At 70.9% G+C, this 25,631-nt stretch carries 23 protein-coding genes, 1 tRNA gene and 2 pseudogenes; 9 read left to right on the forward strand and 17 right to left on the reverse strand.

From position 1 onward, the window contains the following. Positions 1 to 187 precede the first annotated feature (187 nt). From pfkB to ACZ5K7_RS09355, 3 genes are all read right to left on the reverse strand, one after another. Entirely contained in the window at positions 188 to 1,135 is a 948-nt protein-coding gene (pfkB, locus tag ACZ5K7_RS09345) for a 1-phosphofructokinase (RefSeq protein WP_351712329.1), read from the reverse strand. Between the two features lie 47 nt (positions 1,136 to 1,182). Then, a complete protein-coding gene (locus tag ACZ5K7_RS09350) occupies positions 1,183 to 1,944 on the reverse strand; it encodes a DeoR/GlpR family DNA-binding transcription regulator (protein ID WP_351712261.1) in 762 nt (253 codons plus the stop codon). A 257-nt stretch (positions 1,945 to 2,201) separates the two neighbouring features. Further along, positions 2,202 to 3,824 carry an MFS transporter gene (locus ACZ5K7_RS09355; RefSeq protein ID WP_468912162.1) on the reverse strand — a complete coding sequence of 541 codons (1,623 nt, stop codon included), beginning with the start codon at positions 3,822 to 3,824 and terminating at the stop codon, positions 2,202 to 2,204. 62 nt (positions 3,825 to 3,886) lie between these two features. On the opposite strand from ACZ5K7_RS09355, the gene ACZ5K7_RS09360 reads away from it, so the two are divergent. Further along, on the forward strand, positions 3,887 to 4,855 hold the full coding sequence (locus ACZ5K7_RS09360; RefSeq protein WP_468912164.1) for a helix-turn-helix transcriptional regulator: 969 nt from the start codon (positions 3,887 to 3,889) through the stop codon (positions 4,853 to 4,855). Positions 4,856 to 5,208: 353 nt separating this feature from the next. On the opposite strand, the gene ACZ5K7_RS09365 is transcribed toward ACZ5K7_RS09360, so the two are convergent. Together ACZ5K7_RS09365 and ACZ5K7_RS09370 are read right to left on the reverse strand one after the other, a co-directional pair. Next, complete coding sequence (locus ACZ5K7_RS09365) at positions 5,209 to 5,793, reverse strand: TetR/AcrR family transcriptional regulator (protein WP_450973168.1); 585 nt, start codon at positions 5,791 to 5,793, stop codon at positions 5,209 to 5,211. Positions 5,794 to 6,678: 885 nt separating this feature from the next. Next, on the reverse strand, positions 6,679 to 7,680 hold the full coding sequence (locus ACZ5K7_RS09370) for a sigma-70 family RNA polymerase sigma factor (protein WP_351712267.1): 1,002 nt from the start codon (positions 7,678 to 7,680) through the stop codon (positions 6,679 to 6,681). 236 nt (positions 7,681 to 7,916) lie between these two features. Between ACZ5K7_RS09370 and ACZ5K7_RS09375 the strand changes: the two genes are divergently transcribed. Then, a complete protein-coding gene (locus ACZ5K7_RS09375; protein ID WP_468912166.1) occupies positions 7,917 to 8,480 on the forward strand; it encodes a GNAT family N-acetyltransferase in 564 nt (187 codons plus the stop codon). Between the two features lie 82 nt (positions 8,481 to 8,562). Here ACZ5K7_RS09375 and ACZ5K7_RS09380 read toward each other — a convergent pair whose 3' ends face one another. Beyond that, a complete protein-coding gene (locus ACZ5K7_RS09380) occupies positions 8,563 to 9,375 on the reverse strand; it encodes a dioxygenase family protein (RefSeq protein WP_468912168.1) in 813 nt (270 codons plus the stop codon). Positions 9,376 to 9,507: 132 nt separating this feature from the next. Here ACZ5K7_RS09380 and ACZ5K7_RS09385 point away from each other — a divergent pair, with 132 nt between their 5' ends. Beyond that, positions 9,508 to 10,023 (forward strand): MarR family winged helix-turn-helix transcriptional regulator, encoded by a 516-nt coding sequence (locus ACZ5K7_RS09385; RefSeq protein ID WP_351712271.1) that lies wholly within the window; start codon positions 9,508 to 9,510, stop codon positions 10,021 to 10,023. A gap of 89 nt (positions 10,024 to 10,112) precedes the next feature. Here ACZ5K7_RS09385 and ACZ5K7_RS09390 read toward each other — a convergent pair whose 3' ends face one another. Further along, positions 10,113 to 11,651 (reverse strand): MFS transporter, encoded by a 1,539-nt coding sequence (locus ACZ5K7_RS09390; RefSeq protein WP_468912170.1) that lies wholly within the window; start codon positions 11,649 to 11,651, stop codon positions 10,113 to 10,115. A gap of 245 nt (positions 11,652 to 11,896) precedes the next feature. Continuing rightward, positions 11,897 to 12,547: a TetR/AcrR family transcriptional regulator gene (locus ACZ5K7_RS09395; RefSeq protein ID WP_351712335.1), complete on the reverse strand. Its 651-nt coding sequence runs from the start codon at positions 12,545 to 12,547 to the stop codon at positions 11,897 to 11,899. Positions 12,548 to 12,821: 274 nt separating this feature from the next. Between ACZ5K7_RS09395 and ACZ5K7_RS09400 the strand changes: the two genes are divergently transcribed. From ACZ5K7_RS09400 to ACZ5K7_RS09410, 3 genes are all read left to right on the forward strand, one after another. Then, complete coding sequence (locus ACZ5K7_RS09400) at positions 12,822 to 14,123, forward strand: M6 family metalloprotease domain-containing protein (protein ID WP_468912172.1); 1,302 nt, start codon at positions 12,822 to 12,824, stop codon at positions 14,121 to 14,123. A 145-nt stretch (positions 14,124 to 14,268) separates the two neighbouring features. Beyond that, on the forward strand, positions 14,269 to 15,852 hold the full coding sequence (locus ACZ5K7_RS09405) for an IclR family transcriptional regulator domain-containing protein (RefSeq protein WP_468912174.1): 1,584 nt from the start codon (positions 14,269 to 14,271) through the stop codon (positions 15,850 to 15,852). Positions 15,853 to 15,922: 70 nt separating this feature from the next. Beyond that, a tRNA-Arg gene (locus ACZ5K7_RS09410) sits at positions 15,923 to 15,995 on the forward strand. Positions 15,996 to 16,085: 90 nt separating this feature from the next. Here ACZ5K7_RS09410 and ACZ5K7_RS09415 read toward each other — a convergent pair. Then, positions 16,086 to 16,364, reverse strand: a pseudogene (locus ACZ5K7_RS09415) (tyrosine-type recombinase/integrase); the annotation flags it as partial. Between the two features lie 69 nt (positions 16,365 to 16,433). On the opposite strand from ACZ5K7_RS09415, the gene ACZ5K7_RS09420 reads away from it, so the two are divergent. Beyond that, positions 16,434 to 16,592, forward strand: a complete 159-nt coding sequence (locus ACZ5K7_RS09420) for a hypothetical protein (protein ID WP_468912176.1) — start codon at positions 16,434 to 16,436, stop codon at positions 16,590 to 16,592. A gap of 783 nt (positions 16,593 to 17,375) precedes the next feature. On the opposite strand, the gene ACZ5K7_RS09425 is transcribed toward ACZ5K7_RS09420, so the two are convergent. From ACZ5K7_RS09425 to ACZ5K7_RS09440, 4 genes are all read right to left on the reverse strand, one after another. Then, positions 17,376 to 17,750 carry a winged helix-turn-helix domain-containing protein gene (locus ACZ5K7_RS09425; protein ID WP_351711740.1) on the reverse strand — a complete coding sequence of 125 codons (375 nt, stop codon included), beginning with the start codon at positions 17,748 to 17,750 and terminating at the stop codon, positions 17,376 to 17,378. Then, positions 17,747 to 18,577 (reverse strand): hypothetical protein, encoded by an 831-nt coding sequence (locus tag ACZ5K7_RS09430; RefSeq protein ID WP_468912178.1) that lies wholly within the window; start codon positions 18,575 to 18,577, stop codon positions 17,747 to 17,749. Before ACZ5K7_RS09430 ends, ACZ5K7_RS09425 begins: the two co-directional genes overlap by 4 nt. Before the next feature lie 396 nt (positions 18,578 to 18,973). Next, on the reverse strand, positions 18,974 to 19,942 hold the full coding sequence (locus ACZ5K7_RS09435; protein ID WP_468912180.1) for a TIGR01777 family oxidoreductase: 969 nt from the start codon (positions 19,940 to 19,942) through the stop codon (positions 18,974 to 18,976). A 581-nt stretch (positions 19,943 to 20,523) separates the two neighbouring features. Then, positions 20,524 to 20,751, reverse strand: a complete 228-nt coding sequence (locus tag ACZ5K7_RS09440; RefSeq protein ID WP_351711734.1) for an Lrp/AsnC family transcriptional regulator — start codon at positions 20,749 to 20,751, stop codon at positions 20,524 to 20,526. 122 nt (positions 20,752 to 20,873) lie between these two features. Here ACZ5K7_RS09440 and ACZ5K7_RS09445 point away from each other — a divergent pair, with 122 nt between their 5' ends. Further along, on the forward strand, positions 20,874 to 21,419 hold the full coding sequence (locus tag ACZ5K7_RS09445) for an RBBP9/YdeN family alpha/beta hydrolase (RefSeq protein ID WP_468912181.1): 546 nt from the start codon (positions 20,874 to 20,876) through the stop codon (positions 21,417 to 21,419). A gap of 49 nt (positions 21,420 to 21,468) precedes the next feature. Here ACZ5K7_RS09445 and ACZ5K7_RS09450 read toward each other — a convergent pair whose 3' ends face one another. Together ACZ5K7_RS09450 and ACZ5K7_RS09455 are read right to left on the reverse strand one after the other, a co-directional pair. Further along, positions 21,469 to 21,873, reverse strand: a complete 405-nt coding sequence (locus ACZ5K7_RS09450; protein WP_468912183.1) for a DUF6416 domain-containing protein — start codon at positions 21,871 to 21,873, stop codon at positions 21,469 to 21,471. A 93-nt stretch (positions 21,874 to 21,966) separates the two neighbouring features. Continuing rightward, positions 21,967 to 22,251 (reverse strand): annotated as a pseudogene (locus ACZ5K7_RS09455) (FtsK/SpoIIIE domain-containing protein); the annotation flags it as partial. Between the two features lie 353 nt (positions 22,252 to 22,604). On the opposite strand from ACZ5K7_RS09455, the gene ACZ5K7_RS09460 reads away from it, so the two are divergent. Next, positions 22,605 to 22,814: a hypothetical protein gene (locus tag ACZ5K7_RS09460; protein WP_468912185.1), complete on the forward strand. Its 210-nt coding sequence runs from the start codon at positions 22,605 to 22,607 to the stop codon at positions 22,812 to 22,814. Between the two features lie 276 nt (positions 22,815 to 23,090). On the opposite strand, the gene ACZ5K7_RS09465 is transcribed toward ACZ5K7_RS09460, so the two are convergent. Next, on the reverse strand, positions 23,091 to 24,560 hold the full coding sequence (locus ACZ5K7_RS09465; protein ID WP_468912187.1) for a sialidase family protein: 1,470 nt from the start codon (positions 24,558 to 24,560) through the stop codon (positions 23,091 to 23,093). An 819-nt stretch (positions 24,561 to 25,379) separates the two neighbouring features. Further along, positions 25,380 to 25,586 carry a hypothetical protein gene (locus ACZ5K7_RS09470; RefSeq protein WP_351711724.1) on the reverse strand — a complete coding sequence of 69 codons (207 nt, stop codon included), beginning with the start codon at positions 25,584 to 25,586 and terminating at the stop codon, positions 25,380 to 25,382. Positions 25,587 to 25,631 lie beyond the last annotated feature (45 nt).

Raw genomic sequence — 25,631 nt, forward strand, 5'->3', positions numbered from 1 at the left:
GTGCCGTGGGGGGCGGGGTGGGAGACGGGGCAGGGGAAGCCCCGCCTCCCGGGGACGGCAGGGCGGCTCAGGGTGCCCCGTCGGCCCGTCGGCGCGGCGAGTAAGGAGGAACCTCGCCGCTCCTGGGCGGGTTGTGGAAGGGCGGCGCCGGTGAGGGGCGCGGCCGCGAGCGAGGTCGTACGAGCGTTCATGACACCGGCTCCGTCAGTTCGCGGTCGACGGGGACGCGGTCGGTGACGGTCACCGCCGTGGGGTCCAGGTCGGCAGGGGTGGGCATGACGCTGCCGGGCAGCTGGACGGCGGCGGCGCCGTGGGCGACGGCGGAGGCGAGGGCCTTGGGACCGCTGCCGCCGGCGATGAGGAATCCGGCGAGGGAGGAGTCGCCGGCGCCGACGTTGCTGCGGACGGTGTCCACGCGGGCGCTCGCGAACCAGGCGCCCGCGTCCTCCACGAGGAGCTGGCCGTCGGCGCCCAGGCTCGCGAGGACGGCGCGTGCGCCCATGCCGCGCAACTCCTCGGCCGCCTTCAGTGCGTCGCCGACCGTCGCCAGGGGGCGCCCGACGGCCTCCGCGAGCTCCTCGGCGTTCGGCTTCACCACGTCCGGGCGCTCGCGCAGCGCTTCCAGCAGCGCGCGCCCCGAGGTGTCCAGCGCGATGCGTGCGCCTCCGGCGTGCGCCCGGGCGACCACGTCGGCGTACCAGGACGGCGCGAGCCCCCGGGGCAGGCTCCCGCAGCACGCGATCCAGTCCGCGTCGCGGGACTGCTCGCGCACGGTCTCCAGGAGCAGTTCCTGCTCCGCCCGCGAGAGTTCCGGACCCGGCGCGTTGATCTTGGTGAGCACCCCGTCGGACTCCGCGAGGGCGATGTTCGAGCGGGTGGCTCCGGCGACCGGGACCGGCGCGACCTCGATGCCCTGCGCGTCGAGCAGGTCGGACACGAGCGCGCCGGGCGCACCACCCAGGGGCAGCACGGCGACCGTGCGCCGGCCGGCGGCCGCGACGGCGCGTGAGACGTTCACGCCCTTGCCACCGGGGTCCATGCGTTCGCCGGTGGCGCGGATGACCTCACCGCGCTCCAGGGAGGGGACCTCGTAGGTGCGGTCGAGGGAGGGGTTGGGGGTGACGGTGAGGATCATGGCCGTACCGCTCGTGCCGTTCGTCGCGCTCGCGCTGTTCGTGGTGCTCATGCTCGTACTACTTCCGTACCGCCGCGCTCGATGGCGGCGGCGTCCTCGGGGCTCAGCCCGCTGTCGGTGATCAGCAGGTCCACGTCGCTCAGGTCGCCGAAGCGGGCGAAGTGCTCCTGGCCGTGCTTGGCGGAGTCGGCGAGCAGGACCACCCGGCGGGCCGCGGCGACGGCCGCCCGCTTGACCGCGGCCTCGGCGAGGTCGGGGGTGGTCAGGCCCTGGTCGGCGGAGAAGCCGTTGGCGGCGACGAAGAGGACGTCCGCGCGGATCTCGCCGTATGCGCGGAGCGCCCAGGCGTCCACCGCGGCGCGCGTGCGGTGCCGTACGCGCCCCCCGACCAGGTGGAGCTGGATGCCCGGGTGGTCGGCGAGGCGGGCCGCGATCGGCAGGCTGTGCGTGACGACGGTGAGGGACGCCTCCAGCGGGATGGCCCCGGCCAGGCGGGCGACCGTCGTGCCGGCGTCGAGGATCAGGGTGCCCTCGGTCGGCAGTTCCGAGACGGCGGCCTTGGCGATGCGGTCCTTCTCGTCGGCCGAGGTGGACTCGCGTTCGGCGAGGTCCGGCTCGAAGTCGAGGCGGCCGGCCGGGATGGCACCGCCGTGCACGCGGCGGACCAGACCGGCGCGGTCCAGGGCTTTCAGGTCGCGGCGGATGGTTTCCGCGGTGACCTGGAACTCCTCGGCGAGCGACACGACGTCCACCCGGCCGCCGTCACGGGCGAGCCGGAGGATCTCCTGCTGCCGCTCCGGTGCGTACATGCCCTGCGCCTCCGCTCCAAGATACGTCCGACTGGTGTCCGGCTCATGTCCGACTGCGTCCGACTCGTGCCCGAACTTGTGGTTTCGCTGGAGGCTACGCCCGGATTTCCAGAAAGTAAACAGGTTCGGGCATGGACCGGGCACGATCGGACTTCCGTGCTGTTCCGAGGGGGCGGCCGGGGAGCGCGGGAGACTTCCTCGCGCATGTCGAAGGGCCCGACACCGGGAGGCGCCAGGCCCTTCAGCAGGGGGCGTGCTCAGTGGACGAGCGCGCCCTCCTCCTGCGTATGCGCCGGGAGCGGCTCCCGTGCGCCGTCGCCCTCCAGGTCCGCGCCGCCGCCCTCCGCGTGCTGCGCCGGGCGCTTCGGCAGGGCGTACATCAGCAGGAACATCACGGCCATGACGGCGGCCACCCAGAGCAGCGCGTGCTGGAAGGCGTTCACGAAGGCCGGGCCGAGCCGGGCGGAGGTCAGGCGGTCGTCGATGACGCCGAAGAAGACGACCGAGACCAGGCCGAGGCCGAGCGCGTTGCCCATCTGCTGCACGGTGTTGATCAGCCCGGAGGCGGAACCGGCGTGCTCGCGCGGCACCTCCGACAGCACCGCGTCGGTCAGCGGGGCGACGATCAAACCCATGCCCGTACCCATCACGACCAGCGGCAGGGCCATCTGCCAGGAGGCGATGGCGAGGCCGTAGCGATCGGATTCCCAGATGTACAGCAGGACGCCGAGGCCCATCACCAGGGCGCCCGCCTGGAGCACCTTGCGGCCGAAGCGGGGGACCAGTTTCTGCACGGACAGGCCGGCCGCCACGGAGACGGCGATCGAGAACGGCACCCCGGTCAGGCCCGCGTGCAGCGGGGTCCAGCCGAGGCCGACCTGCATGTAGAGCGTCCAGACCAGGAAGAAGATGCCGAGGGCGACACCGAAGACGGTCTGCACGGCGATGCCGGCGGCGAAGCTCTTCACCTGGAACAGGGACGGTTCGATGAGCGGGGAACCGTCGCGGGCGGCCTTGCGGCGTTCGTACGCGACCAGCACACCGAAGACGACGAGCGCCCCCGCCATCGACGCGTACCCCCACAGCGGCCAGCCCAGCTCGCGGCCGCGGGTCAGCGGGTAGAGCAGCATCAGCAGGCCGAGGGTCACCAGGGCGACGCCGACGAGGTCCAGCTTCAGTGCGTGGGGGGCCTTGGATTCGCTGATGTAACGGCGACCGGCGAGAAGGGCGGCGATGCCGACCGGGAGGTTGATGAGGAAGATCGGGCGCCATTCGAGGCCGAGGAGGTTCCACTCCGTCAGGAGGGCGCCGAGCAGCGGGCCGGAGACCGCGCCCAGGCCGACGATCGCGCCGAACAGGCCGAATACCTTGCCGCGTTCATGCGCCGGGAAGGTGGCGTGCACGATCGACAGGACCTGCGGGACCATCATCGCGGCCATGCCGCCCTGCAGGATGCGGGAGGCGACCAGCATCTCCGGGTTGGCGGCGAAGCCGCACAGGGCCGAGGCGAGGGTGAAGCCTCCGACACCGAGGAGGAAGATCCATTTGCGGCCGTGAATGTCACCGAGGCGGCCCCCGGTGATCAGGCCGGCCGCGAAGGCGAGGGCGTAGCCGGCGGTTATCCACTGGATCTGGCTGAAGGAGGCGTGGGCGGTCCGCTGGATGGACGGGATGGCGATGTTGACGATCGTGACGTCGACCAGGTCCATGAAGGCCGCGGTCATGACGATGGCCAGGGCGAGCCAGCGGTGCGGGGCGCCGGGGGCGGCCGACGCTTCGAGCGCCGTCGGGGTCGCTGTGGTGGGTTGCCTGCGGTTTCGTCGTGGTGGAGTGCGCAGTTCCCCGCGCCCCTGTGCGGCGTTGTCGTCGACGGAAGTCATGTCGTCAACGTAGGACGCGAGTAGGACAGATCCTGTCCTAGTCGTACGGCATCCTCTGGTGCATGACGACAGACACTCCGGCTCGACTGCTCCAGCTGCTGTCTCTGCTCCAGACGCCCCGCGAGTGGCCCGGCGGTGAACTCGCCGAACGGCTCCGGGTGTCCCGGCGCACCGTGCGGCGGGACATCGACCGGCTGCGGGAACTGGGGTATCCCGTGGAGGCCAGCAAGGGCGCCGACGGCGGGTACCGGCTGGTCGCCGGGAAGGCGATGCCACCTCTGCTCCTCGACGACGAGGAGGCGGTGGCCATCGCGGTCGGGCTGCGCGCCGGGGCGGGGCATGCCGTGGAGGGGGTGGACGAGGCGTCCGTACGGGCGCTGGCGAAGCTGGAGCAGGTGCTGCCGGCCCGGCTACGGCACCGGGTGGCCACGCTCCAGGCCGCGACCACCCCGTTGACCAGCGGGGACGGGGCGAGTATCGCGCCGGAGACGCTGACCGTGATGGCGTCGGCGGTGGCGGGGCGGGAGCGGCTGCGGTTCGCCTACCGGGCGGCGGACGGAAGCGAGACGCGGCGGCAGGCCGAGCCGTACCGGCTGGTGTCGACGGGACGGCGGTGGTACCTCGTGGCGTACGACCTCGATCGTGACGACTGGCGGACGTTCCGGGTCGACCGGGTGAGCGAGCCGTTCGCGACCGGGGTGCGGTTCGCTGCGCGGGAGATGCCGACGGGGAGCGCTGCGGAGTATCTGCGCCGGTCGATCCAACGGCAGCAGGAAACGTACGAGTTCGTGATCGCGTTCGCCGGGACGGTGGAAGAGGTGGGGGCCCGGGTGCCGGGGTGGTTGGGGACGCCGGTGGACGAAGGGGAGGGGTGGTGTGTGGTGCGGGGGGCCGGCGGGGATCCGATGGAGTGGCTGGCGGTGCGGTTGGTGATGGCGGGGTGCGAGTTCGTGGTGCGGGAGCCTCGGGAACTCGTGGAGTGCGTACGGGAGTTGGGGGGTCGGCTGGTTCGGGCGGGCGGGGGTGCGTGAGCGGTTCGGGCGGCCGGGGGTGCGTGAGCGGTTCGGGCGGCGGGGGGTGCGTGAGCGAGTGGGCGTGAGCGGGAGGCTGGGGCACCTCCCCGGCCTTTCAGACACCGGAGGCCCCTCAGGCACCGGGAACCCTTCGGACACTCGATACCCCTCAAACACCGGGGCCCCTTCGGACACTCAATGCCCCTCAGGCACCGGGGGCCCTTCAGACACCGGGGGCCCTTCAGAAGACGGAAGCCCCCCAGGCACCGGGGGGCCCTGCGGACACGGGAAGCCCCTTGATGCGCTGAAGGCGCTTCAGGCGCTGGGGGGGAGGCGCGACGGCCCGCAGTCGGCTTGCGCAGCCGTACCGGCTACGCCTGCTCCCCCCAGGCGAACCCGCGCAGATCCCCCAGGTTCCGCAGCGCCAGCGCCGCCGGTCCCTCCGCGCCCGACGGGGACGCCGTGCCCGCCGCCCAGGACTCCACCGCCACCCGGACCGCCGCGCCGGCCACCGCCGAGGTGAAACGGAGGCGAGGAGTGGGGGCAACGTTGTCGGGTGTGGTGCGCTCCGCCAGGATCGTCGCCAGAAGGTCTTCCGAGGACTGGCAGACCTCCGCCCACACCTTGCGCAGGGCCGGGCTGGTGTCGGCGAGGTGGATCAGGGTGCGCACCCATTCCCAGGACGCCGCGGAGACGCCCACGCCGGGGGTCAGGGTGTGGTGAACGGCGTGTTCTAGTGCCTCGGGGACCGAGAGGGCCGCCGGGGCCGACCGTACGGCCTCCGCCCAGCGCCGGGCGCCCGCCGCGTAGAGCGGGGCGACCGCCTCCTCCTTCGTGGCGAAGTAGCGGTAGAACGTGCGGGGGGCGATGCCGGCGGCGTGGGCGATGTCCTCGGCACGGGTGGCCCGCAGGCCCTGCCGTACGAAGAGGCCCGCGGCCGCCCGGGCGATCTCCATCCGGGTCTCCGCCTTGCGACGCTCTGTCAGGGAGACACCGGGAGGATCCTGCCGAGGGGTGTTGCCGGTGGTGCTGGGGGTGCTCACCTCGGCAGGCTATGCCGCTGTGGCAGAATCTGCCATCCGGCGGTTCACCCCGTGGTTCAGGTACGGGGTGGGCCGCCGTTCCGGCATGCCGGGGAGAGCGTTCCAGCATGCCGGGGAGAGACGGACCCGGCAAACGCACCGAGCCGTGGCGGGCGATCGATCCCCGCCGAGCCGTGGCGGGCGGGCGGGTCGACCGCATCGATCGCGCCGCCCGCGCGCCGAGCCGTATCGAGCAACCGCGGAACAGTCGCCGGGCAATCGCCCAGTAATGGAGCCGGGCTCCGGCACCCGGGGGGGGTTAGGTGCCGAAGCCCGGCTCTGGGGAAGTCCCGGCGCCGGGGGGGATGGCGCGTCGGGACGAAGCTCACTGAGGGGTCGTCATACGTCGTCGTCAGAGGTCGGCGCAGGCTGCCACCGGGAGTCGGCCGGGCACAAGTTCGCCATGGGGACCCTCCAGTGGACCCTCCGGAGCAGACTCACCGAAAGCCTGCTCTCCCGTGTCGGCTCTCCTGAGCCGACCACCACCCCGGCCGGGGCCCTCAACTCCCCGACCCGGAATGGTTGTTCCCTACACGCGGAGCCTTGAAGCAGCGGTACAGCGCCATGTTTGCGCCGTCTTTCGCCACCCGGCGCACGCGCTCGGCGTGAACGGTTCCACGCGCGCCCCCAGGCTCGCGAGTCCGCACACACGCGGGAGCCCCCACGGACCCGCGAGCCCGCACACACACTCAGGTCCCCACGGACCCGCGAGCCCCGCGGAGGCGGGAGCCCCCTGTGCACGAGCCCCCTCGCACTCCCTTACGCGGCCGGCTCGAACCCCGTGCTGCGGGCCAGCTTCTTCAGCTCCAGCAGCGCGTGCTTCTCGATCTGGCGGATGCGCTCGCGGGTCAGACCGTGCTCCTTGCCGACCTCGGTCAGCGTGCGCTCGCGGCCGTCCTCGATGCCGTACCGCATCTTGATGATGGAGGCCGTGCGCTGGTCCAGGCGGCCGATCAGGTCGTCCAGTTCCTCGCTGCGCAGCAGGGTCAGGACGGACTGCTCGGGGCTGACCGCCGACGTGTCCTCGAGGAGGTCGCCGAACTGCGTCTCGCCCTGGTCGTCCACCGCCATGTTCAGGGACACCGGGTCACGGGCCCAGTCGAGGACATCGATGACGCGCTCCGGGTTGGAGCCGAGCTCGGCGGCGATCTCGGCGGGTTCCGGATCGCGGCCGTGTTCCCGGTTGAACTCGCGCTGGACGCGCCGGATCCGGCCCAGCTCCTCCACCAGGTGGACGGGGAGCCGGATGGTCCGGGACTGGTCCGCGATGGAACGGGTGATCGCCTGACGGATCCACCAGGTGGCGTACGTGGAGAACTTGAAGCCCTTGCGGTAGTCGAACTTCTCGACGGCGCGCACCAGGCCGGCGTTGCCCTCCTGGATCAGGTCCAGCAGGGGCAGACCACTGCGCGGGTAGCGTCGGGCGACGGCCACGACCAGGCGGAGGTTGGAACGGATGAAGACGTCCTTGGCCCGCTCGCCGGCGGCGAACAGCGCCTCCAGCTCCTCGCGGGTGGCGTCCGACCCGGACTCCTCCTCGCCGTCGAGGACCTGCCGCGCGAACACCCCCGCCTCAATGGTCTGGGACAGTTCGACTTCCTTGGCGGCGTCGAGGAGCGGTGTGCGCGCGATCTCGTCGAGATACATGCCGACCAGATCGCGGTCGGCGATCTCGCCGCCATGAACGCGGCGAACACTGCTTGCCGAGTCGGCCGTCTCGCCTGTGGCGGACTGACGACGGGCGACGGCACGGGTTGCCATGCGGTGCTCCCTTGCGATGGTGGGCGGGGTGGTCCTATCCGGTTCTTCTCGGTCTTCCGGTGGATGCTCGGCGCTCGGCTCCCGGCGCCGCGGAAGTCCACCTCTGGAACTCCCGGCGTCCTGGTCGGGTGCCCGGCATCCGAAGGAAACAACGACTGGAATCCGGACAGAATTCCCATGCCGTCCCCCGATTTTCTGATCATGCAGTACCCTGTCCGACCGACCGAGGGGGCATGATGTCGTCGGAACGTACAGAGGTGCAGGTCAGGCCGGGAGTCGAAGGGGACCTCGAAGCCCTCACGAACCTCTACAACCACTACGTACGTGAGACCTCCATCACCTTTGACACTGCGGTCTTCACGCCGGAAGAGCGTCGTGCGTGGCTGCTCTCCCACCCGGAAGACGGCCCGTACCGGCTGATGGTTGCCACGGCGGCGGACTCACAGCAGATTCTCGGGTACGCCACATCCAGCCCTTACCGCGCGAAACCCGCCTACCGGACCTCGGTGGAGACCACGGTCTACGTCGCCCCGGACGCGGGCGGCCGCGGCATCGGCACGCTCCTCTACGAAGCCCTCTTCGAGGCGCTCGTGGGCGAGGACCTGCACCGCGCCTACGCGGGCATCGCGCAGCCGAACGAGGCGTCCACCCGGCTGCACGAACGCTTCGGGTTCCGGTACGTCGGCACGTACCGCGAGGTGGGCCGCAAGTTCGGCCGCTACTGGGACGTGGCCTGGTACGAGCGGCCGCTCCAGCCACCTACACAGCCGGTCCAGCCACCGGCACAACGACCGCTCTGACCACCGACACAGCGACCGCTCCAGCCGCCGACGCGACGGCCCCTCCAGCCGCCGACACGAGCAGCCGGCGGCGGCGGTCGGCTCAGCCGAACTGCACCGACCGCTTCGCCATCCCCATCCAGAACCCGTCGATCACCGACTTCTGCGCGTCCAGCTCGCCGCCGGCCTCCGCCGCGCCCATGGTGACGAAGAGCGGGGCGAAGTGCTCGGTGCGCGGGTGGGCGTAGCGGCCGGCCGGGGCCTTGTCGAGGAAGTCGAGGAGGGCGTCCCAGTCGCGGTTCTCCAGGGCGCGGTGCCCCCAGTCGTCGAACTCCGAGGACCAGGAGGGCACCCCGGCCCCGGTGTGGCGCAGGGCGGCCAGGTTGTGGGTGAAGAAACCGGAGCCGACGATCAGCACGCCCTCGTCGCGCAGCGGGCCGAGCCGGCGGCCGATCTCCATCAGGCGGACCGGGTCGAGGGTGGGCATGGAAATCTGGAGGACAGGGATGTCCGCACCCGGGAACATCTCCACCAGGGGCACATAGGCGCCGTGGTCGAGTCCGCGGTCCGGGATGTCCTGCACGGGGGTGCCGGGGGCGCGCAGCAGCTTGCGTACGGACTCGGCGAGCGCGGGTGCGCCGGGGGCCGCGTACCGCACCTGGTAGTAGTGCTCGGGGAAGCCCCAGAAGTCGTAGACGAGGGGGACGGTCTGTACGGCACCGAGGGCGAGGGGGGCCTCCTCCCAGTGGGCGGAGACCATCAGGATCGCCCGGGGACGGGGCAGACCGGCGCTCCAGGCGGCCAGTTCGCCGGGCCAGACCGGGTCGTCGGCGAGCGGGGGCGCGCCGTGGCTCAGATAGAGGGCGGGCATGCGCTCCCCGGAAGCGGCGGTGCGCTCCTGTGCGGCGGCGGTCATGACGGCGGCTCCCTCCACGGACGGAAACCCCCAGGGCCCCGTGGTCGCATGTTTTAACTCTCAAGCTTTTCGTGGAACACCCTACGCCCCACTTGTTTAACCTTCAAGGAGAGGCCTCGTACAGTGGGATACATGAATACGGCATCCACATCCGCGACCGCCGAACGGCACCGCTGGCTCAGCGACGACGAACAGCGCGTCTGGCGCTCGTACCTGCACGCCACGACCCTGCTGGAGGACCATCTGGACCGTCAGCTCCAGCGGGACGCGGGGATGCCGCACATCTACTACGGCCTGCTCGTCGGGCTCGCCGAGGCGCCCGGGCGGCGGCTGCGGATGACCGAGCTGGCCATGGGGGCGAAGATCACCCGGTCCCGGCTCTCGCACGCCGTCGCGCGCCTGGAGAAGAACGGCTGGGTACGCCGGGAGGACTGTCCCGACGACAAGCGGGGCCAGTTCGCCGTCCTGACCGACGAGGGCTCCGAGGTGCTGCGGCGCACCGCGCCGGGCCATGTGGCCGCCGTACGGCAGGCCTTGTTCGAGCGGCTGACCCGCGAACAGCAGCAGGCCCTCGGCGAGATCATGCAGATCGTCGCCGAGGGCCTGCAGCCCAACGAAGCGGGCGCGGACCTGCCCTGGCTCCGCTGAGGAAACTCAGGAAGCCCAGGACAGGTCCGCGTGCGGGTACCCGGTCGACCGGTGGCCGGTCAGTGGTCGCTCAGTGGTGGCTCAGAGGCTCAGTGGGCGACCACCGGGACCGCCACCTCGTCCTCGGCGCCCTCACCCGAGGCCACCGTCGTGGTGTCCGGCTTGCCGGCGTTTACGAAGGTCACCACGACCACCGCGGCCAGCACCAGCATGCCGACGGCGACCCAGATCGCGTTGGCGTAGCCGTGCACCGCGCCCTCCATCTGGACCAGCTGCTGCTGCGACTTGGAGGTCGCGGTGCCAATGTGGTCCTTGATGTACGACGCCGTCGCGGACGCGGCGATCGTGTTCAGCAGGGCGGTGCCGATCGCGCCGCCCACCTGCTGCGAGGTGTTGACCATAGCGGAGGCGACACCGGCGTCCCGGGGTTCGACGCCGAACGTGGCCAGGGACATGGCCGGCATGAACGCCGTACCCATGCCGAGACCGAGCAGCAGCATCGCCGGCAGGATCGTCGAGGCGTACGACGAGCCGATCTCCATCTGGGTCATCACCAGCATGCCGGCCGCGGCGACCAGGAAGCCGGGGCCCATCAGCGCCCGGGCCGGGACCCGGGTCATCAGACGGGTGCCGATCTGGGTGGAGCCGACCATCATGCCCGCGATCATCGGCAGGAACGCGAAGCCGGTCTTGATCGGCGAGAAGCCCTTGATGACCTGGAGGTAGTAGGTCAGGAAGAGGAACGTGCCGAACATCGCGATGATCGCGATACCGAGCGAGAGGTAGATACCGCCGCGGTTGCGGTCGAGGACCACGCGCAGCGGCAGCAGCGGGGCCTTGACCCGGGCCTCGGTGACGACGAACGCGACCAGCAGCACCACGGAGGCGACGAACAGGCCGATGGTGGTGGCGTCGCCCCAGCCGTCGGACTCGGCGCGGGTGAAGCCGTAGACCAGGGAGACCAGGCCCAGGGTGGACAGGAGCACGCCGGGGATGTCGAGCGGGTTGCGGTTGCGGCCGCCCTCCGGCTCGCGGATGACGAAGTACGCGCCGAGCGCCGCGACGATGGCGAACGGGATGTTGACGAAGAACGTCCAGCGCCAGTCCAGGTACTCGGTGAGCACACCGCCGAGGATGAAGCCGACGGCGCCGCCGCCACCGGCGATCGCGCCGTAGATGCCGAACGCCTTGGCACGCTCCTTGGCGTCCGTGAACATCACGGCGAGCAGGGAGAGCGCGGCCGGGGCGAGCATGGCGCCGAAGACGCCCTGCAGGGCGCGGGCGCCGAACATCATCGCGCCGCTGGTGGCCGCGCCGCCGAGTGCGGAGGCGGCGGCGAAGCCGGTCAGGCCTATGACGAAGGCCCGCTTGCGGCCCCACAGGTCGGCGATCCGGCCGCCGAAGAGCAGCAGACCGCCGAAGGCGAGGGCGTAGGCCGTGACGACCCACTGCCGGTTGCCGTCGGAGATGCCCAGGTCGGTCTGGGCGGAGGGCAGTGCGATGTTCACGATGGTGGCGTCGAGGACGACCATCAGCTGGGCGAGCGCGATGAAGACGAGCGCTTTCCAGCGGTTGGCGTCACCGGACTGTGCCGGTGCGCCAGGAGCCTTGGCGGCTGTTTCGGACATGGGGGTACCCACTTCTTGACTTCGTGAATGCGTGACGGAAAGTCGGTGCTACGTGACGGAAGGTCGGCGTTTCTTGACGGAAGGTCGGCGTTTCCTGACGGAAGGTCGGCGGTCGTGACGGAAAAAGGGGTCGGTGCAGCGCAGACGGTGGTCGGCGCGAACCAAGGGGCGCGCCGAATGAAGGACCGTTGCTCGGTCCGGAACTGATCGGCCCCCTGCGGGACGGTGCGGTCGCTCTCGGTCGTTCAGGCCTGGCGGAGGTCCTCCATGGTCACGGCCGTGCCCGGCAGGGCGGAGCAGGCCGGGGCCCGCAGTCCGTCCAGGAACAGCTGCAGATGACGGTGGACGAAGCGGTCACCGACCAGGCAGTCCGTGCCGAACGGGGGCCGGCTGAGCTGAGCCACGGCGATCATCACGTCGCCGACCCCCACGTCCGGACGGAGCTGTCCGGCCGCCTTGGCGCGGTCCATGAGCTGCTCGATGAGCCGCTCGCACCGCTCGCGCGCCGCTTCCAGGTCAGGGTGGTTCTTGTCGAAGGTGCTGGAGACCATCGGGCACAGCGCGCTGACCCGCTCGTCGGCGGAGGCGTGCACGAACCTCTCCAGCGCCCCGAAGGCGTCCCCGCTCTCCGCGAGCGCCAGCTCGGCCGCTTCCGACGTCCGGTCCATCACGGAGCAGACGACCTCGCGGACGAGTGCGTCACGGTCGGGGAAGTTGCGGTACACCGTGGCGTTGCCGACGCCGGCCCGGCGGGCGATCTCGTCGAGCGGCACGTCAGGGCCGTACTCGGTGAACATCTCGCGGGCGGCGGTGACGATCCGCTCCCGGTTGCGCAGAGCATCGGCGCGAGGCCGGGGCGCCTTGCGCACGGTGGGGATGGCGGTCGCGGTCTGCACGGCGCACTCCTGGTCGGTGGTCTGGGTGATGCTCTGGGCTTCCACGATCCGGGGATCCGCTCCCCGTTTCGCGCGGACACACGTCTAAACGGGGAGCGGGTCCCCGGTTATTTCCACACCTTCTCCAAACTTCATGTGACCTGAGTCACACCTTCTGGCCGCGGAGGATCCCACGATCGGCCTCTCCAGCGCGCGCCCGACGCCCCGTCGACACAGGGTGATCGAAAGGGTGCAGCCGGGTACCGGCGGCTGCCGTGGAGCGGAAGGTCCATGCATGCAGCCGCAGCCCCGCCGCCCGATACCCCCGAACCGCCGGATAGGCCGCCGCCGTGCGGTCTCCCTCGCCGCCGTGACCGTGCTGATCCTCGCGGTCGGCACCTCGGCGGGCACCGGGCACCTCACGGCGGCGCCCACGCCGGCCGGCGCCGGCCCGATCGCGCTGGCCCGCTCCTCGGCCTACGGCCCCTGCCTGATCAGCGGCGCCCACGAGGTCCAGATGACCGAGGGCATACCCACCCCGGGCGGCTACTCCCGCTCCACCGGCACCGTGCACGCTCTGACCCTGATGGTCGACTTCTCCGACGCGCCCGGCCAGGGCAGCGCGCTCGACCGCTACCGCGAGTTCTTCCCGCAGACCCAGGACTGGTTCCGCACCGCCTCCTACGGCAAGCTCGACTACCAGCCGGCCGCCCCTGTCGACCACTGGCTGCGGATGCCCAAGCCGTTCGCGGCGTACGGCATAGAGCGCGGCGCCCCCTTCGACCCCGGCTACCGGCAGCTGGTCCAGGACATCGTGGCCGCCGCCGACCCGGACGTGGACTTCCGGTCGTACGACCTCCTGAACGTGCTGATCACCCCGAACGCCGGCCCCTCCGCCCTGGACACCGTGCTGTCGGTGACCTTCGCCGGCAACTCCGACGCCCCGGTCGCCGACGGCGTCCCGGTCGCCAACGCCTCCTTCGTCTACTCCCGCCAGGACGACGGCTCCGGCTCCTACCCGCAGACCGGCTACCGGGTCCTCCCCCACGAGAACGGCCATGTCTTCGGCCTGCCCGACCTCTACACCCAAGAGGGCGGGGGCGCGGTCGGGCACTGGGACATCATGAGCGAGGACTGGGGCGCCGACAACGACCTCCTCGCCTGGCACAAGTGGAAGCTGGGCTGGCTCGACGCCGACCAGGTCAGCTGCGCGGCGGCGCACGGCACCACCGACCACACACTGACCCCGCTCTCCCGCGCCGGCGGCCCCAAGCTGGTCTTCGTGCCCGTCGACGCCCGCACCGGCTACGCCCTGGAGGTCCGCACCAAGGGCGGCAACGACGAGGAGATCTGCCGCCCAGGCGTCCTCGTCTACAAGGTCGACGCGAACGTCGACACCGGCCGCGGACCGATCAAGGTGTACGACGCCCACGGCGACACCGGCGGCTGCACCCGCAGCCCCAACGTCCAGGCGGAACTCTCCGACGCCCCGTTCGGCCCGGGCGAGACCTTCAAGGACCCGAAGCACGGGATCGAGGTGCGGGTGTTGGGGGTGGATGCGACGGGGGACTACCGGGTGCGGGTTGCTCGGGGGTAGGGGGGTGCGGCGCTGCCAGACCCGGCACGGAATCGTGGCCCCGGCGCGGCGCTGCCGGACCCGGCGCTGATCGGCTCAGGCGTTCACGGTTTACGGTAGGCGTGGCCCGATCGAGGCCTGTGCTGATGGCCGTACCGGAGAGTCGATGACCGCCGCCGCCCCCCTGCCCTCCTCCACCGCACCGCACGAGCCGCCCGCCGAGGCGGTCGCGCCGCTGATCCGGGGCGTGGCGGTGTTGAAGGCGCTGACCGAGGCGGGCGGGACCCTGAGCGCGAGCGCGCTGGAACGCCGTACCGGCCTGGCCCGTTCCACGGTCGACCGGATCACCGCGACCCTCACCCGCATGGGATACGTCCGCCCGGCCGGCCGGGACGCGGTGCTCACCCCGCGCGTGATGGAGCTCGGCAACGCCTACCTGGCCGCGCTCCGTCTGCCCGCCCTCCTCGACCCGTACGCCGACGCGCTCGCCGACGAACTCGACGAGTCGGTCTCGCTCGCGGTCGCCGACCGGGACGGCATCCGTTTCATCCACCAGGCCACCCGCCGCCGCGCGATGTCCGTCAGCTTCCGCATCGGCGACCTGCTGCCGGCCGAACGCACCGCCCCCGGCCCGCTGTTCGCGGCGGCCTGGACGGAGACGGAGTGGTCGGCCTGGCGGGCCCGGCGCGCGGCGGACCCGACCGACGCGGGTTTCCCGGCCGTACCGCCCCGCGGCCCCGGTGTCGGGGACGGCTTCGAGGCGAGGGCGGACCGGGCCCGCCGGGACGGCTGGGCCCTGGACGACCAGCTGATCGAACCGGGCCTGGTCGCGGTGTCCGTCCCCGTCCGCGACCCGGCCACCGGCAGGGTCGCCTGCGTGGCCAGCGTCGTCAGCCACACGAGCCGTCACACGGCGGCGGACCTGCGTGCCGCACTCCTCCCCCGCCTGCGCACGGCGGTGACGGCGATGGAGACGGAACTGCGCGAGGCCCCGCCGCCGCGGCCGGGCCCGCCGCCCTCCGGTCTGGCCGGCTGGACCACGGCGTCCAAGCACGAGTTGGGCCGCGACTTCGTGGAGTCACTGGCCCGTGGGCTGACGGTCCTCACCGCGTTCGGCGAGGGCCGCTCGGCCCTGACGCTGACGGACGTGGCGAAGGCGACAGGCCTGGCCCGGGCGACGGCCCGACGGGCACTGATCACGTACGAGCACCTGGGCCTGGTGACCGCGGCGGGCCGCACGTTCGCCCTCACCCCCCGGGTGCTGTCCCTCGGCTACCCGCCGCTGTCCCGCACCACCCTCGCCCGCCTGGCCACCCCCCGCCTCCGGGCCCTCACGGACCGCCTGCACGAGCCGGCGGCCCTGGCCGTACTGGTACCGGGAACCGACCCGCCGGAGATCCAGTACATCGCGGTGGCGACCGCGAGCCGCGTCCTGACCGTGGACATCACGGTCGGCACCCGCCTGCCGGCGGCCCGCACCTCTCTCGGCCGGGCCCTCCTCGCCCCCGACGAGCCACGCGGATACGCCCTGGCGGACGAGGAGCTGGAGTCGGGTCTGCGCTCGATCGCGGTACCGGTACGCGACCGCACGGGCCGCCCGGTCGCCGCCCTGAACGTGGCCACCCACGCGGCCCGCCGCACCCTGGAGGAATGCGTGACCGAGCTCCTCCCGGAACTCCGCGCCACAGCGACCCACATCCAGACCGACCTGCACACCGCCTCCCGCTTCACCCGCGTCCCACCCTCCTGACACCCCCACACCCCACCAACCGAATCCGGTACGCTGACGCCTGTGGCCCACACGGCCACGATCCACCCTCGCCTTCGTAGCTCAGGGGATAGAGCACCGCTCTCCTAAAGCGGGTGTCGGCAGTTCGAATCTGCCCGGGGGCACAGGGCTAAGGGCCAGTTCAGAGGCTTGATCCTCTCGAACTGGCCCTTAGTTATGATCACGGCCGTGCCACTCACGTGCCAGCAATGCCACTACGGTGCCACGTCCCCGCGCTCCTTCCGGATCATCGAGCCGAGTCGGTCGGCGATCTCACGGTCACGGCCGTTGACCATGTGCTGATAGATCAGCGCCGCGCGCGGCGTGCTGTGGCCCATCCTGGTCATCAGCTCACGCAGGCTCGCGCCGGACGCGGCGAGAGTGTTGCCCGTGTGCCGAAGGTCGTGGAAGTGGGCGAGATGCAGCTTCACGTCCGGCAGGAGTTCGGTCGGGAAGGCCACCGGCCGCACCCCGGCATCGGACTTCGGCGCCCGTTTGGCTTGATCGAAGATCGGACGGGGCGTTGAGCGGTCAAGCGGCGGGATGTCGTATCACTGCGTTCCGTGCCCGAGGACGTGGCACCGCTCCTCGCCCTTGAAGCTGGCACCCTGGCCCTGACCATGGCCAACACCTACTGGGACCAGCACCGCCAAGTCACCGAGTATGCCGGCGACTTCATGGGCCCGGACCGCGAGCTTGCCGCCGACTATGACCTTGAATAGCCGACGGTGCCCGTAGCCCGTTACGGGTTTCCCTACCTCATCAAGCCCCGACTGCGCTCAGCTCCGCCGGGCGCGCTCCCGGCTCCGCTGCGGGCGCCGCTCCTGCCTCCGGCCCGCTCCGCCCGCGCTGCGCCGACGCGCGCCCACATGTGAATAGGGCCGGTGGCCATGAGGCGATCACCGCAGAGCGCGGCCCACGGTCAAGACGATGCCTCCGGCGGGGGATCGGCCGGCACCGGGATGGAGGGGGCGCCGTTCGCGACCGCGGGCCCGTAGTGGCGTGCGCGGGGAGCTCCCATCCCGTCCACCATCGACCCAGGCAGAGCCGAGCAGACGCGGCCCATGGCGTCCAGGTCGTTCGTACAGTTGCGCGCTCCACCTGGAAGCCATGAACCACGCCCGCTCCACGGTGTGTGGGTCGACGGCGGACGGGATGGGAGCAGGGGTGAGCGGTGGTTTGGGAGGACTGGGCCGGTGACAGGTCCAGGACTGCAGGGGGGGAATGATCCGCTCATGCGCATACGAAGAGAGATCCGTTGGATCTTGTGGGGGCTGTGGCTTGCGTGTCTGGTGTTCACAATCTGGTTCTTCGCGGAGGTGATCACGCTGTTCCTGCAGGCCGAGTCCTGGTAGCACGGCGAGGTGTCGTGCCATTCCCGTGCCAGAACGGACGGGGACTCACGGGGAATCGGGGTTCGCGGAGGTGCGACGCCCCACGCCGTCCGAGGTAGGGAATCCCCAGGTCATGACCGTGATCGCCCAACCTCGCTCCTAAAGCGGTGATCACGCGTCGGGTGTGCCGGGCACGGGACGGGGAGCCTCAAGGCGGAGCACGAGTGCGCGTAGGGCCCGGAGTTCGGCGTCCAGGGCCTGCGCACCTTCACGGGTGAGGGATACCCATGTTCGGGGGCGTCGACCGGCGTAGCCCTTCTCCACGGTGATCATTCCGGACTCCTCCAGCACCTTCAGGTGCCGGGAGAGATTTCCGTCGGTGACGGCCAGTTGCTTCTTCAGGAAGCTGAACTCGACCCGGTCGGCTTCACGGGCAACGGTGAGGACGCCGAGCCGCACGCGCTGGTGGACGGTGTCGTCCAGCGCCTGGGTGGGATGCAGTTCCTCTTGGTCGTCCTGCGTAGCGGTCGAGTCTTCGACGCTCATGAGACGACCGTACCCGCAACTGCGACACCGGGCGCGCCCCGGCGGCGGACCGCTGTCCACTCGCACAGACCGGCGAGGAGCAGGACGGCAGCGAGCAGAAAGGCCTTGAACTGCGGTCCGTCGGCCCAGCCGGGATGGGCGGGGTGCTGCCAGGGAAGCCATCCACTGCCCCAGGAGGCTCCCAGGTACCCCGTGAGCAGCAGGGCGTGAGCGGTGCCGGCCACCGTGGCGATCCAGCTGCGTTCGGCGATTCCGAGGGCGAGAAGTCCGATGCCGACCAGGTACCACGGGGAGGCGTAGCTGTTCTCCAGCAGCACGGCCTCCCAGGACTGGTTCCTGCCGAACAGCAGCGCCACCAGAGCTGTCGTGATCACAGTGGTGGATACGGCGGTCACGCTGACCCACATGCCGCGCCGGGGGACGACGCCCCGGGCCTCCCCGCGCAGGCGATACCAGCGGGCGAAGACGAACCATGCGAGGGGGAGGAGCGCGAACCACACGCCCCATGCCGCGAAGCGCAAAACGGCTCCGTCGAACTCGCCTTTCAGGCAGGGGGTTCCTGGTTCGTGGACGACGCACAGGCCGGTCAGCTCGGCGTAGGCAAAGGCCGGATAGGACCCGACGTAGCGTCCATGGGCTCCGAAGTTGAAGGCGTACCGGGCGACCGGAATGGCCGCCAGTGCAAGGAGCCCGAAGCCGAGGAGGGGAGTCCATGCTCCGTTGGTCTGCGTGCGGGTCCTCGCCCGGAGGCCTTCCGTCGCAGCCAACAAAGCGGCCGCGGCCGCCCTCGGTTCCGATCCCGCGCTGCTCGCTGCGGATGTTCCCATCTCTCCCCCTTGTGGCCGGCGCTCTGGCAGCGCTCGTGAGCGGACCATCGGATGGTCGCCCCGGCAGTAACTTTGCGATGCAAAGTACATGGCGGTCAAGAGCAAGCCGTGTACTGACAACACAAGAGGGTCTTCCAAGGGGCAACGCCGAGCAGGCCAGCCGATAGCCCGAAGAGACGTCAGCGGCGGCTCCGCTCGCAGTTCAGGAAGGGGTCGTGCCAGGCGCATGCCAGGTTGTACGGGGAACACCGGGAATCGAAGGGCAACCCACCAGGGGCTCCAGCGCCCTTGGCCGCAGGTCAGTAGGGCAGCCGGGGTTGCGCGCATGGTGGCTGGTGCAGCACAGGCTGGCCAGGGCCCGACGGGCGGCCAGATCGGCCGCCGTCCCGGATCCGTTCAGCGGCGTGCCGCGGAACCGCCTTCGACCCGTTTGCGCACCCGACGCACCAGCTCAGCCGCGGCCTGCGGCCACTGTGCGTAATGAAAGTCGAAGCCTGCCTGGGTCAGTCGGCCCGGGACGACACGGCGGCTCTTCAGCAGCAGTTCGGTGTCGGAACGCAGAGCGAACGCGCCGACCTCGGCCATCCACTTGGTCGCAGGGAGACCCACCGGTACACCCCACGCGGAGCGCAGGGTGCGCATGAATGCGCGCTGCGGCAGGGGATGGGGAGCCGCCAGGTTCACCGGCCCCGCGATGCCCTCCTGGTCGATCAAGAACTCCACCGCGCGCACGAAGTCGTGTTCGTGGATCCACGACACGTACTGTGCCCCACCGGCGACCGGGCCGCCGAGACCCAGGCGGGCCAGTCCCAGCAGGACGGCGAAGACCCCGCCGGGGTCCGGGCTCATCACCATGGCCGAGCGCAGAGCGACCTTGCGCGTGGCCGGCGTTTCGGCCTGCTGCTGAGCCTGCTCCCAGGCCTTGGCGATCTCGACGCTGTACGCCCAGTAGTCCGGCACGCCCGGTTCGGTACCGCCGATCACACCGGTGGCCTCGTCGTTGGGGGCGTCGATGCGGTGCGCGTACACCGTGGCGGTGCTCATCTGCAGCCAGACCCGGGGCGGTCGGGCAGCGCCCGCGATCGCGGCGCCCACGACCCGGGTGGAGTCGACCCGGGAGTCCATCATTTCCTGCAGATTGGCCGCCGTGTATCGGCAACTCACGGTGCGTCCGGCCAGATTGATGACGATATCGCTGCCGTCCACCGCCGCCGTCCACGGCCCCAGGGTCTGACCGTCCCATTGGACCTCGCCCTCGCGCCTGGGGCGTCTGGTGAGAATCACGACCTCGTGGCCGGCGGCGTCGAGTGCGCGCTTCAGGACCGCGCCGACCTGACCGGTGCCCCCAGGAATCACAATCTTCATCGGCTACCCCTCCTTCGTCTCGGGTGAGCCTAGACCAAAAAGTTGAACGCGTTCAAAACCATGTAGCACAATCCGCGACTTCAGTCAGCCTCGCCGTGCGGCACAGGGCGCTGGACGTCAGTTGGGAGCGTTGTGCGGTTTGATCACGTGATGCCGAGGGTGGTCAGGGGGCGGCTGGCGTTGCGCGCGTGGTGGCGGAGGCCGGCGGCGATACTCCGGTGCCCTGCCAGGCGGAGGGCACCGATGGCGAGGTTGCGCAGGCTGGCCACGGCCCGAGGGGCGGTGCCGGTGCGCCGCTCGCCGCATACAACCGCAACTGGTGCCGATCTACGGTGAGGGTGAGGGTGCGGCTGCCGGCGGAAGGAGAAGGGGGACAGGCCAATGTCTTGGACACCGTGCGGATCGTCGACAAGTTGGTTGCGCGGTGGCCCGGGCGCTTCGGCATCGGAATCCGGGTAGCCGAGTGGTACGGCGACCAAAGCCGCGTGCACACGAACGCTCCGACTCACCCGCCATGGCGTGACCGTTCCTCACAGATGCTCTGGAGACGTCCGCACCTGGTCGCACAGCGACCCTGGGGGTCAAAGTCTGGGGGATGACGCTGCTGAAGGTCTACGGGACCAGCAGGGACGCCAAGCCGAAGCGCAGCATCCGCACGAAGCCGTACCGTTCTTCTCCAGGCGTTGGATGCGGGCGCCGGCTGCCGGCTGGGACAGCCCGACTCGGCGTCCGGCCTCGGCTCCGGTGAGCCGGCCGTCGGTCTGGAGCAGTTCCAGGATGGCACGGTCGATCTCGTCGAGTGATTCCATCGATGTCACCCCAGCTTTCTTTGAGATCACTTGCTGAGCTCGATCGTTGCCGCTGGTCCGTCGAGAATCACCCCAGGGGCCCCGGCGATACGCGGGGGCCACGATTGGAGGAGCGGTAGGCGATGGTCGCGTACGTCATCATCCCTGGGATCGACGGTTCGGATGAGCGGCACTGGCAGAGCTTGTGGGAGAAGCGATGGGGGCCCGCAGCGATCCGGATCGCACCGGCCTCGTGGAGCCGGCCGGACCTGCCGGACTGGATTGCCGCAATCCAGGCTGCCTACGCGATCGCTTCCCGGCGTGACGACCAGGTGGCCTTGGTGGCTCACAGCCTTGGCTGCTGGGCAGCCGCGCAGTGGCTGGAGCAGGCGCGACCCGACACGGTTGCGGCGTTCCTGGTCGCGCCTCCCGATCCCCAGGGACCGGCGTTCCCACGCGAGGCCGCATCGACGTTCCTGGGCCTGTCCGCTCGCCCTTTGCCGTGCCCGAGCCTGATGGTGGCCAGCGATGACGACCCCTACTGCGACCCGACGACGTCCACTTCCTTCGCGCACGAGTGGCAGGCGCAAGGCCACCTCATCGGAGGTCACGGCCACATCAATTCCGACAGCGACCTCGGTGACTGGCCGACGGGCCTGGAACTCCTTCGCGGGCTCGTCGACCGCTGAGATGACTGATCCGACACGGAGGCAGCGGTCAGGGATTCGGTGCCCGCTGTCACTGCCCGAGTCGAGTGGCCAGGAACACCGCCGCCACCGAGGGCCGGGCCGCGTACGTTGCTCCTGCGCCGCCTTCAGGGGCCTCCCACCAGTAGAACGGGTAGCGCCGCCCACTGTTGCCGCGTGCCTTGCTCATTCCCGACAGCACGCCTGCCACGCGGCGAGCGGGATCGCCCTCGTTCGGCCCGTCCAGAACCTTGTCCACCAGTTCTGTGCAGTGGATCACCCGGCCGGGGTTGCGCAACAGGTACTCGAATACCCGCCGGGCCTGCGGCGCGACTTCGGCCAGGAACGCCGCAGCGCGCTCCAGGTCCTCCGGGCCCCATTCCGGAGCACCGTTGTGGCCCTGTTCACCGGAGTGCTCGGCCCATCGCGGATCAGCTTCAGCCAGATACACCGTCACCTATGCCTCCAGGCCGTCTTGGGCGCACCATTCTGCCTGTCCGCAAAGGCATGTTGGGGCTGGCAGATGGCCGCAGCGTCGGCGAGAGGGGGAGCCGGCGTCGGCCTTGCGAGGCATCCGGACGCGGCACAGTACGTCGTAGCCGACGAGCCGCAGTTTCACGACGCCCGGTGGTGACGTAGACGGCGTGGACGCCCCAGGCGTGCCGCAGACGTTCGGCCGGGGCGGCGGCGTCGACGGGTTCCTGGCGGGGGGGCGAGGCGGCGGCGAAGAAAACCGCAACCCGGTCGAGGTGGGACGGAGGATGCCCCGGCGCGGGGGCACGGGCCGTGCCTCGGCCCTGACAGCTGCGCACGGTTTCCCCACGATCCCGCAGGCGGCGGACGTGGGCAGGTGCCGCCGGGCCTCCCCCGCTCGCTGTGGTTGACCACGGCTACTCCCCGTCACCAGGGGGCGCGTTTCCGCAGGTCAACACGGCTCTTTGCGGTGGGTCGGTTGCGGACGCCGCCCCCCTCCGGAACAACAAAGAGACCACCCATCCGGCCGGGGTGGTCTCTTCGTTCCAGGGCCTGTCCGACGGGTCGCGTCACCGACCGCGCAGCCGACCCCGCAGCCGACCCCGCAGCCGACCGCGCTGTCACCCGAATGGCCCAACATGATGTGCCACCCACATGGGTGAAGATCACGCTGGCTAGTGCCCCAACCGAGGCAATCCGTGAAAGGCGAACCACATGCGCATTCGACGAATCCTCGCCGCCGTCATCACCACGGCAGCCCTCGCCGGACTCGGCCTCACAGGCGCCGCCACCGCCGCCACCGCACAGGGTGCGCCATCCTACGTAACCCCTTCTGAGTGCAAGCAGGGCGGTGGAACGCCCGCGATCAATGAGGCGGGCAACTACTGCAAGGGCGGTACGCACAACGGGGAGCAGGTCGACTGACCCCCCGCAAGGCGCCCCGCAGCCACGCGCCGCGGGGCGCTCCCGCGCGAGCGGCCGGGACAGTCGCGGGGACTGTGCCGACCCGTCGGGCGGGGGCACGCCTGAGACCTGGCATTCGAAGAACCAACGCGCGACCGGCCGGTCGCCCGCCCGCCAACGGTTGATCGGATCCCCGCCGGGCGGGGCGCGGGCCGAACCTCCCCGCCCGACGTGGTCATGGAGTCGGTCCGAGGCCTGTCTGCGGACGTCGGCGGTCGGGCCGGTCGGCGGCGTCGGTCAGCGGGTGCGGAGACTGCTGGTGTACACGTCCGTACGGTTCTGTGGTGCGCCGGAGTGGGTCTCGGTGAGCACCGCCCGTACTCCCTTGCCGTCTGCCACCAGGCCTTGGTAGTCGCCGAGGAAGTAGCCCCCGGAGAACGGCGCCTGCAGCCAGTCGAAGACCCGCGAGATCCGTCGTTCGGTCCGGAGCTTCGGGTTTCCGTGCTGCAGCGTGGCCAGTTGGTAGGCGGTGGGCAGGGTGGTGGTGTTGCCGGGCTCGAGGAAGCGCAGGTCGTAGTAGGTGAGCGCGACCGTGCCCCGCTCGTCGACCGCGATCGACGGGGAGAAGGCCGGAACGCCCTTGGGGCTGATCAGCTCCGGGGTCCCCCAGGTATGTCCGCCGTCGGTGGACCGCACCAGCTGGACGGAGTCGAACTCTCCACCGGAGAAGTCCGAGCCCTCGTAGGCCATGTACAGCGTGCCTGTCTCGGGGTCGACGGCCGGGCTCGGCAGGGTGGACCCGGCGCGCAGCGGTTTGGTGGGGTCGTTCGGGTCGACCTCCGGTACGGACGTGTCCCGGGCCACGGTGACCGGGGCGCTCCAGGTCTCTCCGGCGTCGGTCGAGGTGACCACCTCGTAGCGGGCTTCGACGACGGTGCTCAGGTCGTCGGAGAAGGTGATCCGGTCGAAGAAGTCGTACAGGGTGCCGGTACGCCGGTCGGCGACGATCAGATGGCCGATGGTCTGGGTGTTGGGCACGGCGCTGGTGTCGACGAACGGCCGGGCCCTGCTCCAGGTGCGGCCGCCGTCGCGGGTGAGGGAGATGTAGCCGGGGCCGTCGAGGGAGCTGGGGCCGGGCGGGTCGTTGTCGAGGCGGTCCCAGACCTGGTAGGCGGTGCCCTTGCGGACCGGGTCGGCGGTGAGTGAGGGCTTGTCGTTGAAGAACGGCTGTTCGTCGACGTGCGTGGTGGTGAGGTTCTGCCAAGTGCGGCCGCCGTCGCGGGACGTGACTGCCAGGAGGGCGGTGCGCGTGCTCTTCGTGAAGTCGACGCCCTCCCCGCTCGCGTAGACGGTGCCGTCCGGTCCGGTGCTCACCCAGGGGTCGGAGGCCCGTTCGTAGTCCGCGCCGCCGGGGGCGCACAGGCTGAACGGCAGCGTGCTCTGGTGGAAGGTGTGGCCGTCCGTGGTCCAGCCGGCCGCCAGGCCACGGGCGGCGCCGTCGTTCCAGCGGTCCTGCTGGAACACGGTGACCACGCGCTTGGGGTCGCGCGGATCGACGGACAGGTACGGCTCGACCTCGGTGGCCGGGTAGACGATGCTGTCGGGGGACCTCGCTCCGATGGTGCACTTCGCGTACGGGTCGCCGTGGGACACCTTGACCAGTGACTCGTCGGGGTTCCGGTCTGCCGCGGCGGGAGTCGCGCCGGTGACCGTGACGAGCAGGAGCCCGGCGGTGGTGACGGCGGTCAGGGGCAGGAAGACGCGCATGCGGGATCTCCTCCGGGCCTGTCGGCCGGGGTGCCGGACCGCAGTCATCGGGGCGGACTGGGGCACGGAGGCGTACCGGGACGCGAGGGTGGGGCGACTCCGCTTGGTCCTTTTCGGCGTTGCGGCCGGTGCCCTTGATGGGCCGAACGACGGAGTCGTCCCCGGGGTCGGTGACGAGCACGGCGGAGCCGACCGGCGGGTGCACCGTGCCGGTCGGCTCCTTGGTCGTGCTGTTACGGCGCCGTCTGGTAGGTCCCCGGAGAGGACCGTGGACCGCGTGCCGGTCGGTGATGCCGGCGAGGTCGGTCTTGACTCAGACGGGTTGGAGCGGGATGACCTGCTGGACCTCTTCCTTGGTGGGGATGAGTGAGGGCATCGGCAAAGGGCCACCTCGATGCGGACAGCGGCGCGATCATCGCCCTCGTCAGAAGAAGGACGCCATCACCGTCGGCACATCCAGGTTCGAGGCCGGCGGGACCGCTCGTTCCTCTGCGCCTCGCCGAGGCCGTTCAGGACGGCGGCGAGCGCGGTGTTCAGGACGGCGCGGACCGTCTCGAAGCGGTGACGGCCTTGGCTTCGAGAGGGTCGGCGTCCATCATCGCGAGTGCCGCGGTGTCGAGACGGGCACGGGCGATCCACCCGACGGTAGACCGGGCGGTGGACCAGGTGATCCACCCGACGGTAGACCGGGCGGTGGACCGGGTGATCCACCCGACGGTGGGCCGGGTGATCCACCCGACGGTGACCGGGTGCCGTCACTCCGTACCCACCGCGTCGGGTGCACCGGCCGGACTGGCTGCGCAGCCGTGCGCCGACCGGTCAAGTGATCGCCTGCGTGGTCCCGTCAGGCAGCTTGCAGGCGTCGCCGGCGTAGGGGCGTGAAACGATCTGTCCGCCGGCGGCCGTGCAGTCGTCTCTGGAGATGTTCGGAGACGAGGCGGCCCCGGCGCTGACAGCGCCGACGGCGCTCACGCCGGCAAGGGTTGCCGCGGCCAGGGCGAGGCCCAGGATTCTTCGCATGCGCATGGCTTCCTCCTCCCAGGCGCCCTCGTTCGGCCTTCGGGAAGGACA

The organism is Streptomyces sp. NPDC031497, assembly GCF_055580905.1.

Coding starts and splice junctions, on each gene's coding strand:
- pfkB (WP_351712329.1), bottom strand. CDS start 1,135: ATGATCCTCACCGTCACCCCCAACCCCTCCCTCGACCGCACCTACGAG.
- ACZ5K7_RS09350 (WP_351712261.1), bottom strand. CDS start 1,944: ATGTACGCACCGGAGCGGCAGCAGGAGATCCTCCGGCTCGCCCGTGAC.
- ACZ5K7_RS09355 (WP_468912162.1), bottom strand. CDS start 3,824: ATGACTTCCGTCGACGACAACGCCGCACAGGGGCGCGGGGAACTGCGC.
- ACZ5K7_RS09360 (WP_468912164.1), top strand. CDS start 3,887: ATGACGACAGACACTCCGGCTCGACTGCTCCAGCTGCTGTCTCTGCTC.
- ACZ5K7_RS09365 (WP_450973168.1), bottom strand. CDS start 5,793: ATGGAGATCGCCCGGGCGGCCGCGGGCCTCTTCGTACGGCAGGGCCTG.
- ACZ5K7_RS09370 (WP_351712267.1), bottom strand. CDS start 7,680: ATGGCAACCCGTGCCGTCGCCCGTCGTCAGTCCGCCACAGGCGAGACG.
- ACZ5K7_RS09375 (WP_468912166.1), top strand. CDS start 7,917: ATGTCGTCGGAACGTACAGAGGTGCAGGTCAGGCCGGGAGTCGAAGGG.
- ACZ5K7_RS09380 (WP_468912168.1), bottom strand. CDS start 9,375: ATGACCGCCGCCGCACAGGAGCGCACCGCCGCTTCCGGGGAGCGCATG.
- ACZ5K7_RS09385 (WP_351712271.1), top strand. CDS start 9,508: ATGAATACGGCATCCACATCCGCGACCGCCGAACGGCACCGCTGGCTC.
- ACZ5K7_RS09390 (WP_468912170.1), bottom strand. CDS start 11,651: ATGTCCGAAACAGCCGCCAAGGCTCCTGGCGCACCGGCACAGTCCGGT.
- ACZ5K7_RS09400 (WP_468912172.1), top strand. CDS start 12,822: ATGCAGCCGCAGCCCCGCCGCCCGATACCCCCGAACCGCCGGATAGGC.
- ACZ5K7_RS09405 (WP_468912174.1), top strand. CDS start 14,269: ATGACCGCCGCCGCCCCCCTGCCCTCCTCCACCGCACCGCACGAGCCG.
- ACZ5K7_RS09425 (WP_351711740.1), bottom strand. CDS start 17,750: ATGAGCGTCGAAGACTCGACCGCTACGCAGGACGACCAAGAGGAACTG.
- ACZ5K7_RS09430 (WP_468912178.1), bottom strand. CDS start 18,577: ATGGGAACATCCGCAGCGAGCAGCGCGGGATCGGAACCGAGGGCGGCC.
- ACZ5K7_RS09435 (WP_468912180.1), bottom strand. CDS start 19,942: ATGAAGATTGTGATTCCTGGGGGCACCGGTCAGGTCGGCGCGGTCCTG.
- ACZ5K7_RS09440 (WP_351711734.1), bottom strand. CDS start 20,751: ATGGAATCACTCGACGAGATCGACCGTGCCATCCTGGAACTGCTCCAG.
- ACZ5K7_RS09445 (WP_468912181.1), top strand. CDS start 20,874: ATGGTCGCGTACGTCATCATCCCTGGGATCGACGGTTCGGATGAGCGG.
- ACZ5K7_RS09460 (WP_468912185.1), top strand. CDS start 22,605: ATGCGCATTCGACGAATCCTCGCCGCCGTCATCACCACGGCAGCCCTC.
- ACZ5K7_RS09465 (WP_468912187.1), bottom strand. CDS start 24,560: ATGCGCGTCTTCCTGCCCCTGACCGCCGTCACCACCGCCGGGCTCCTG.
- ACZ5K7_RS09470 (WP_351711724.1), bottom strand. CDS start 25,586: ATGCGCATGCGAAGAATCCTGGGCCTCGCCCTGGCCGCGGCAACCCTT.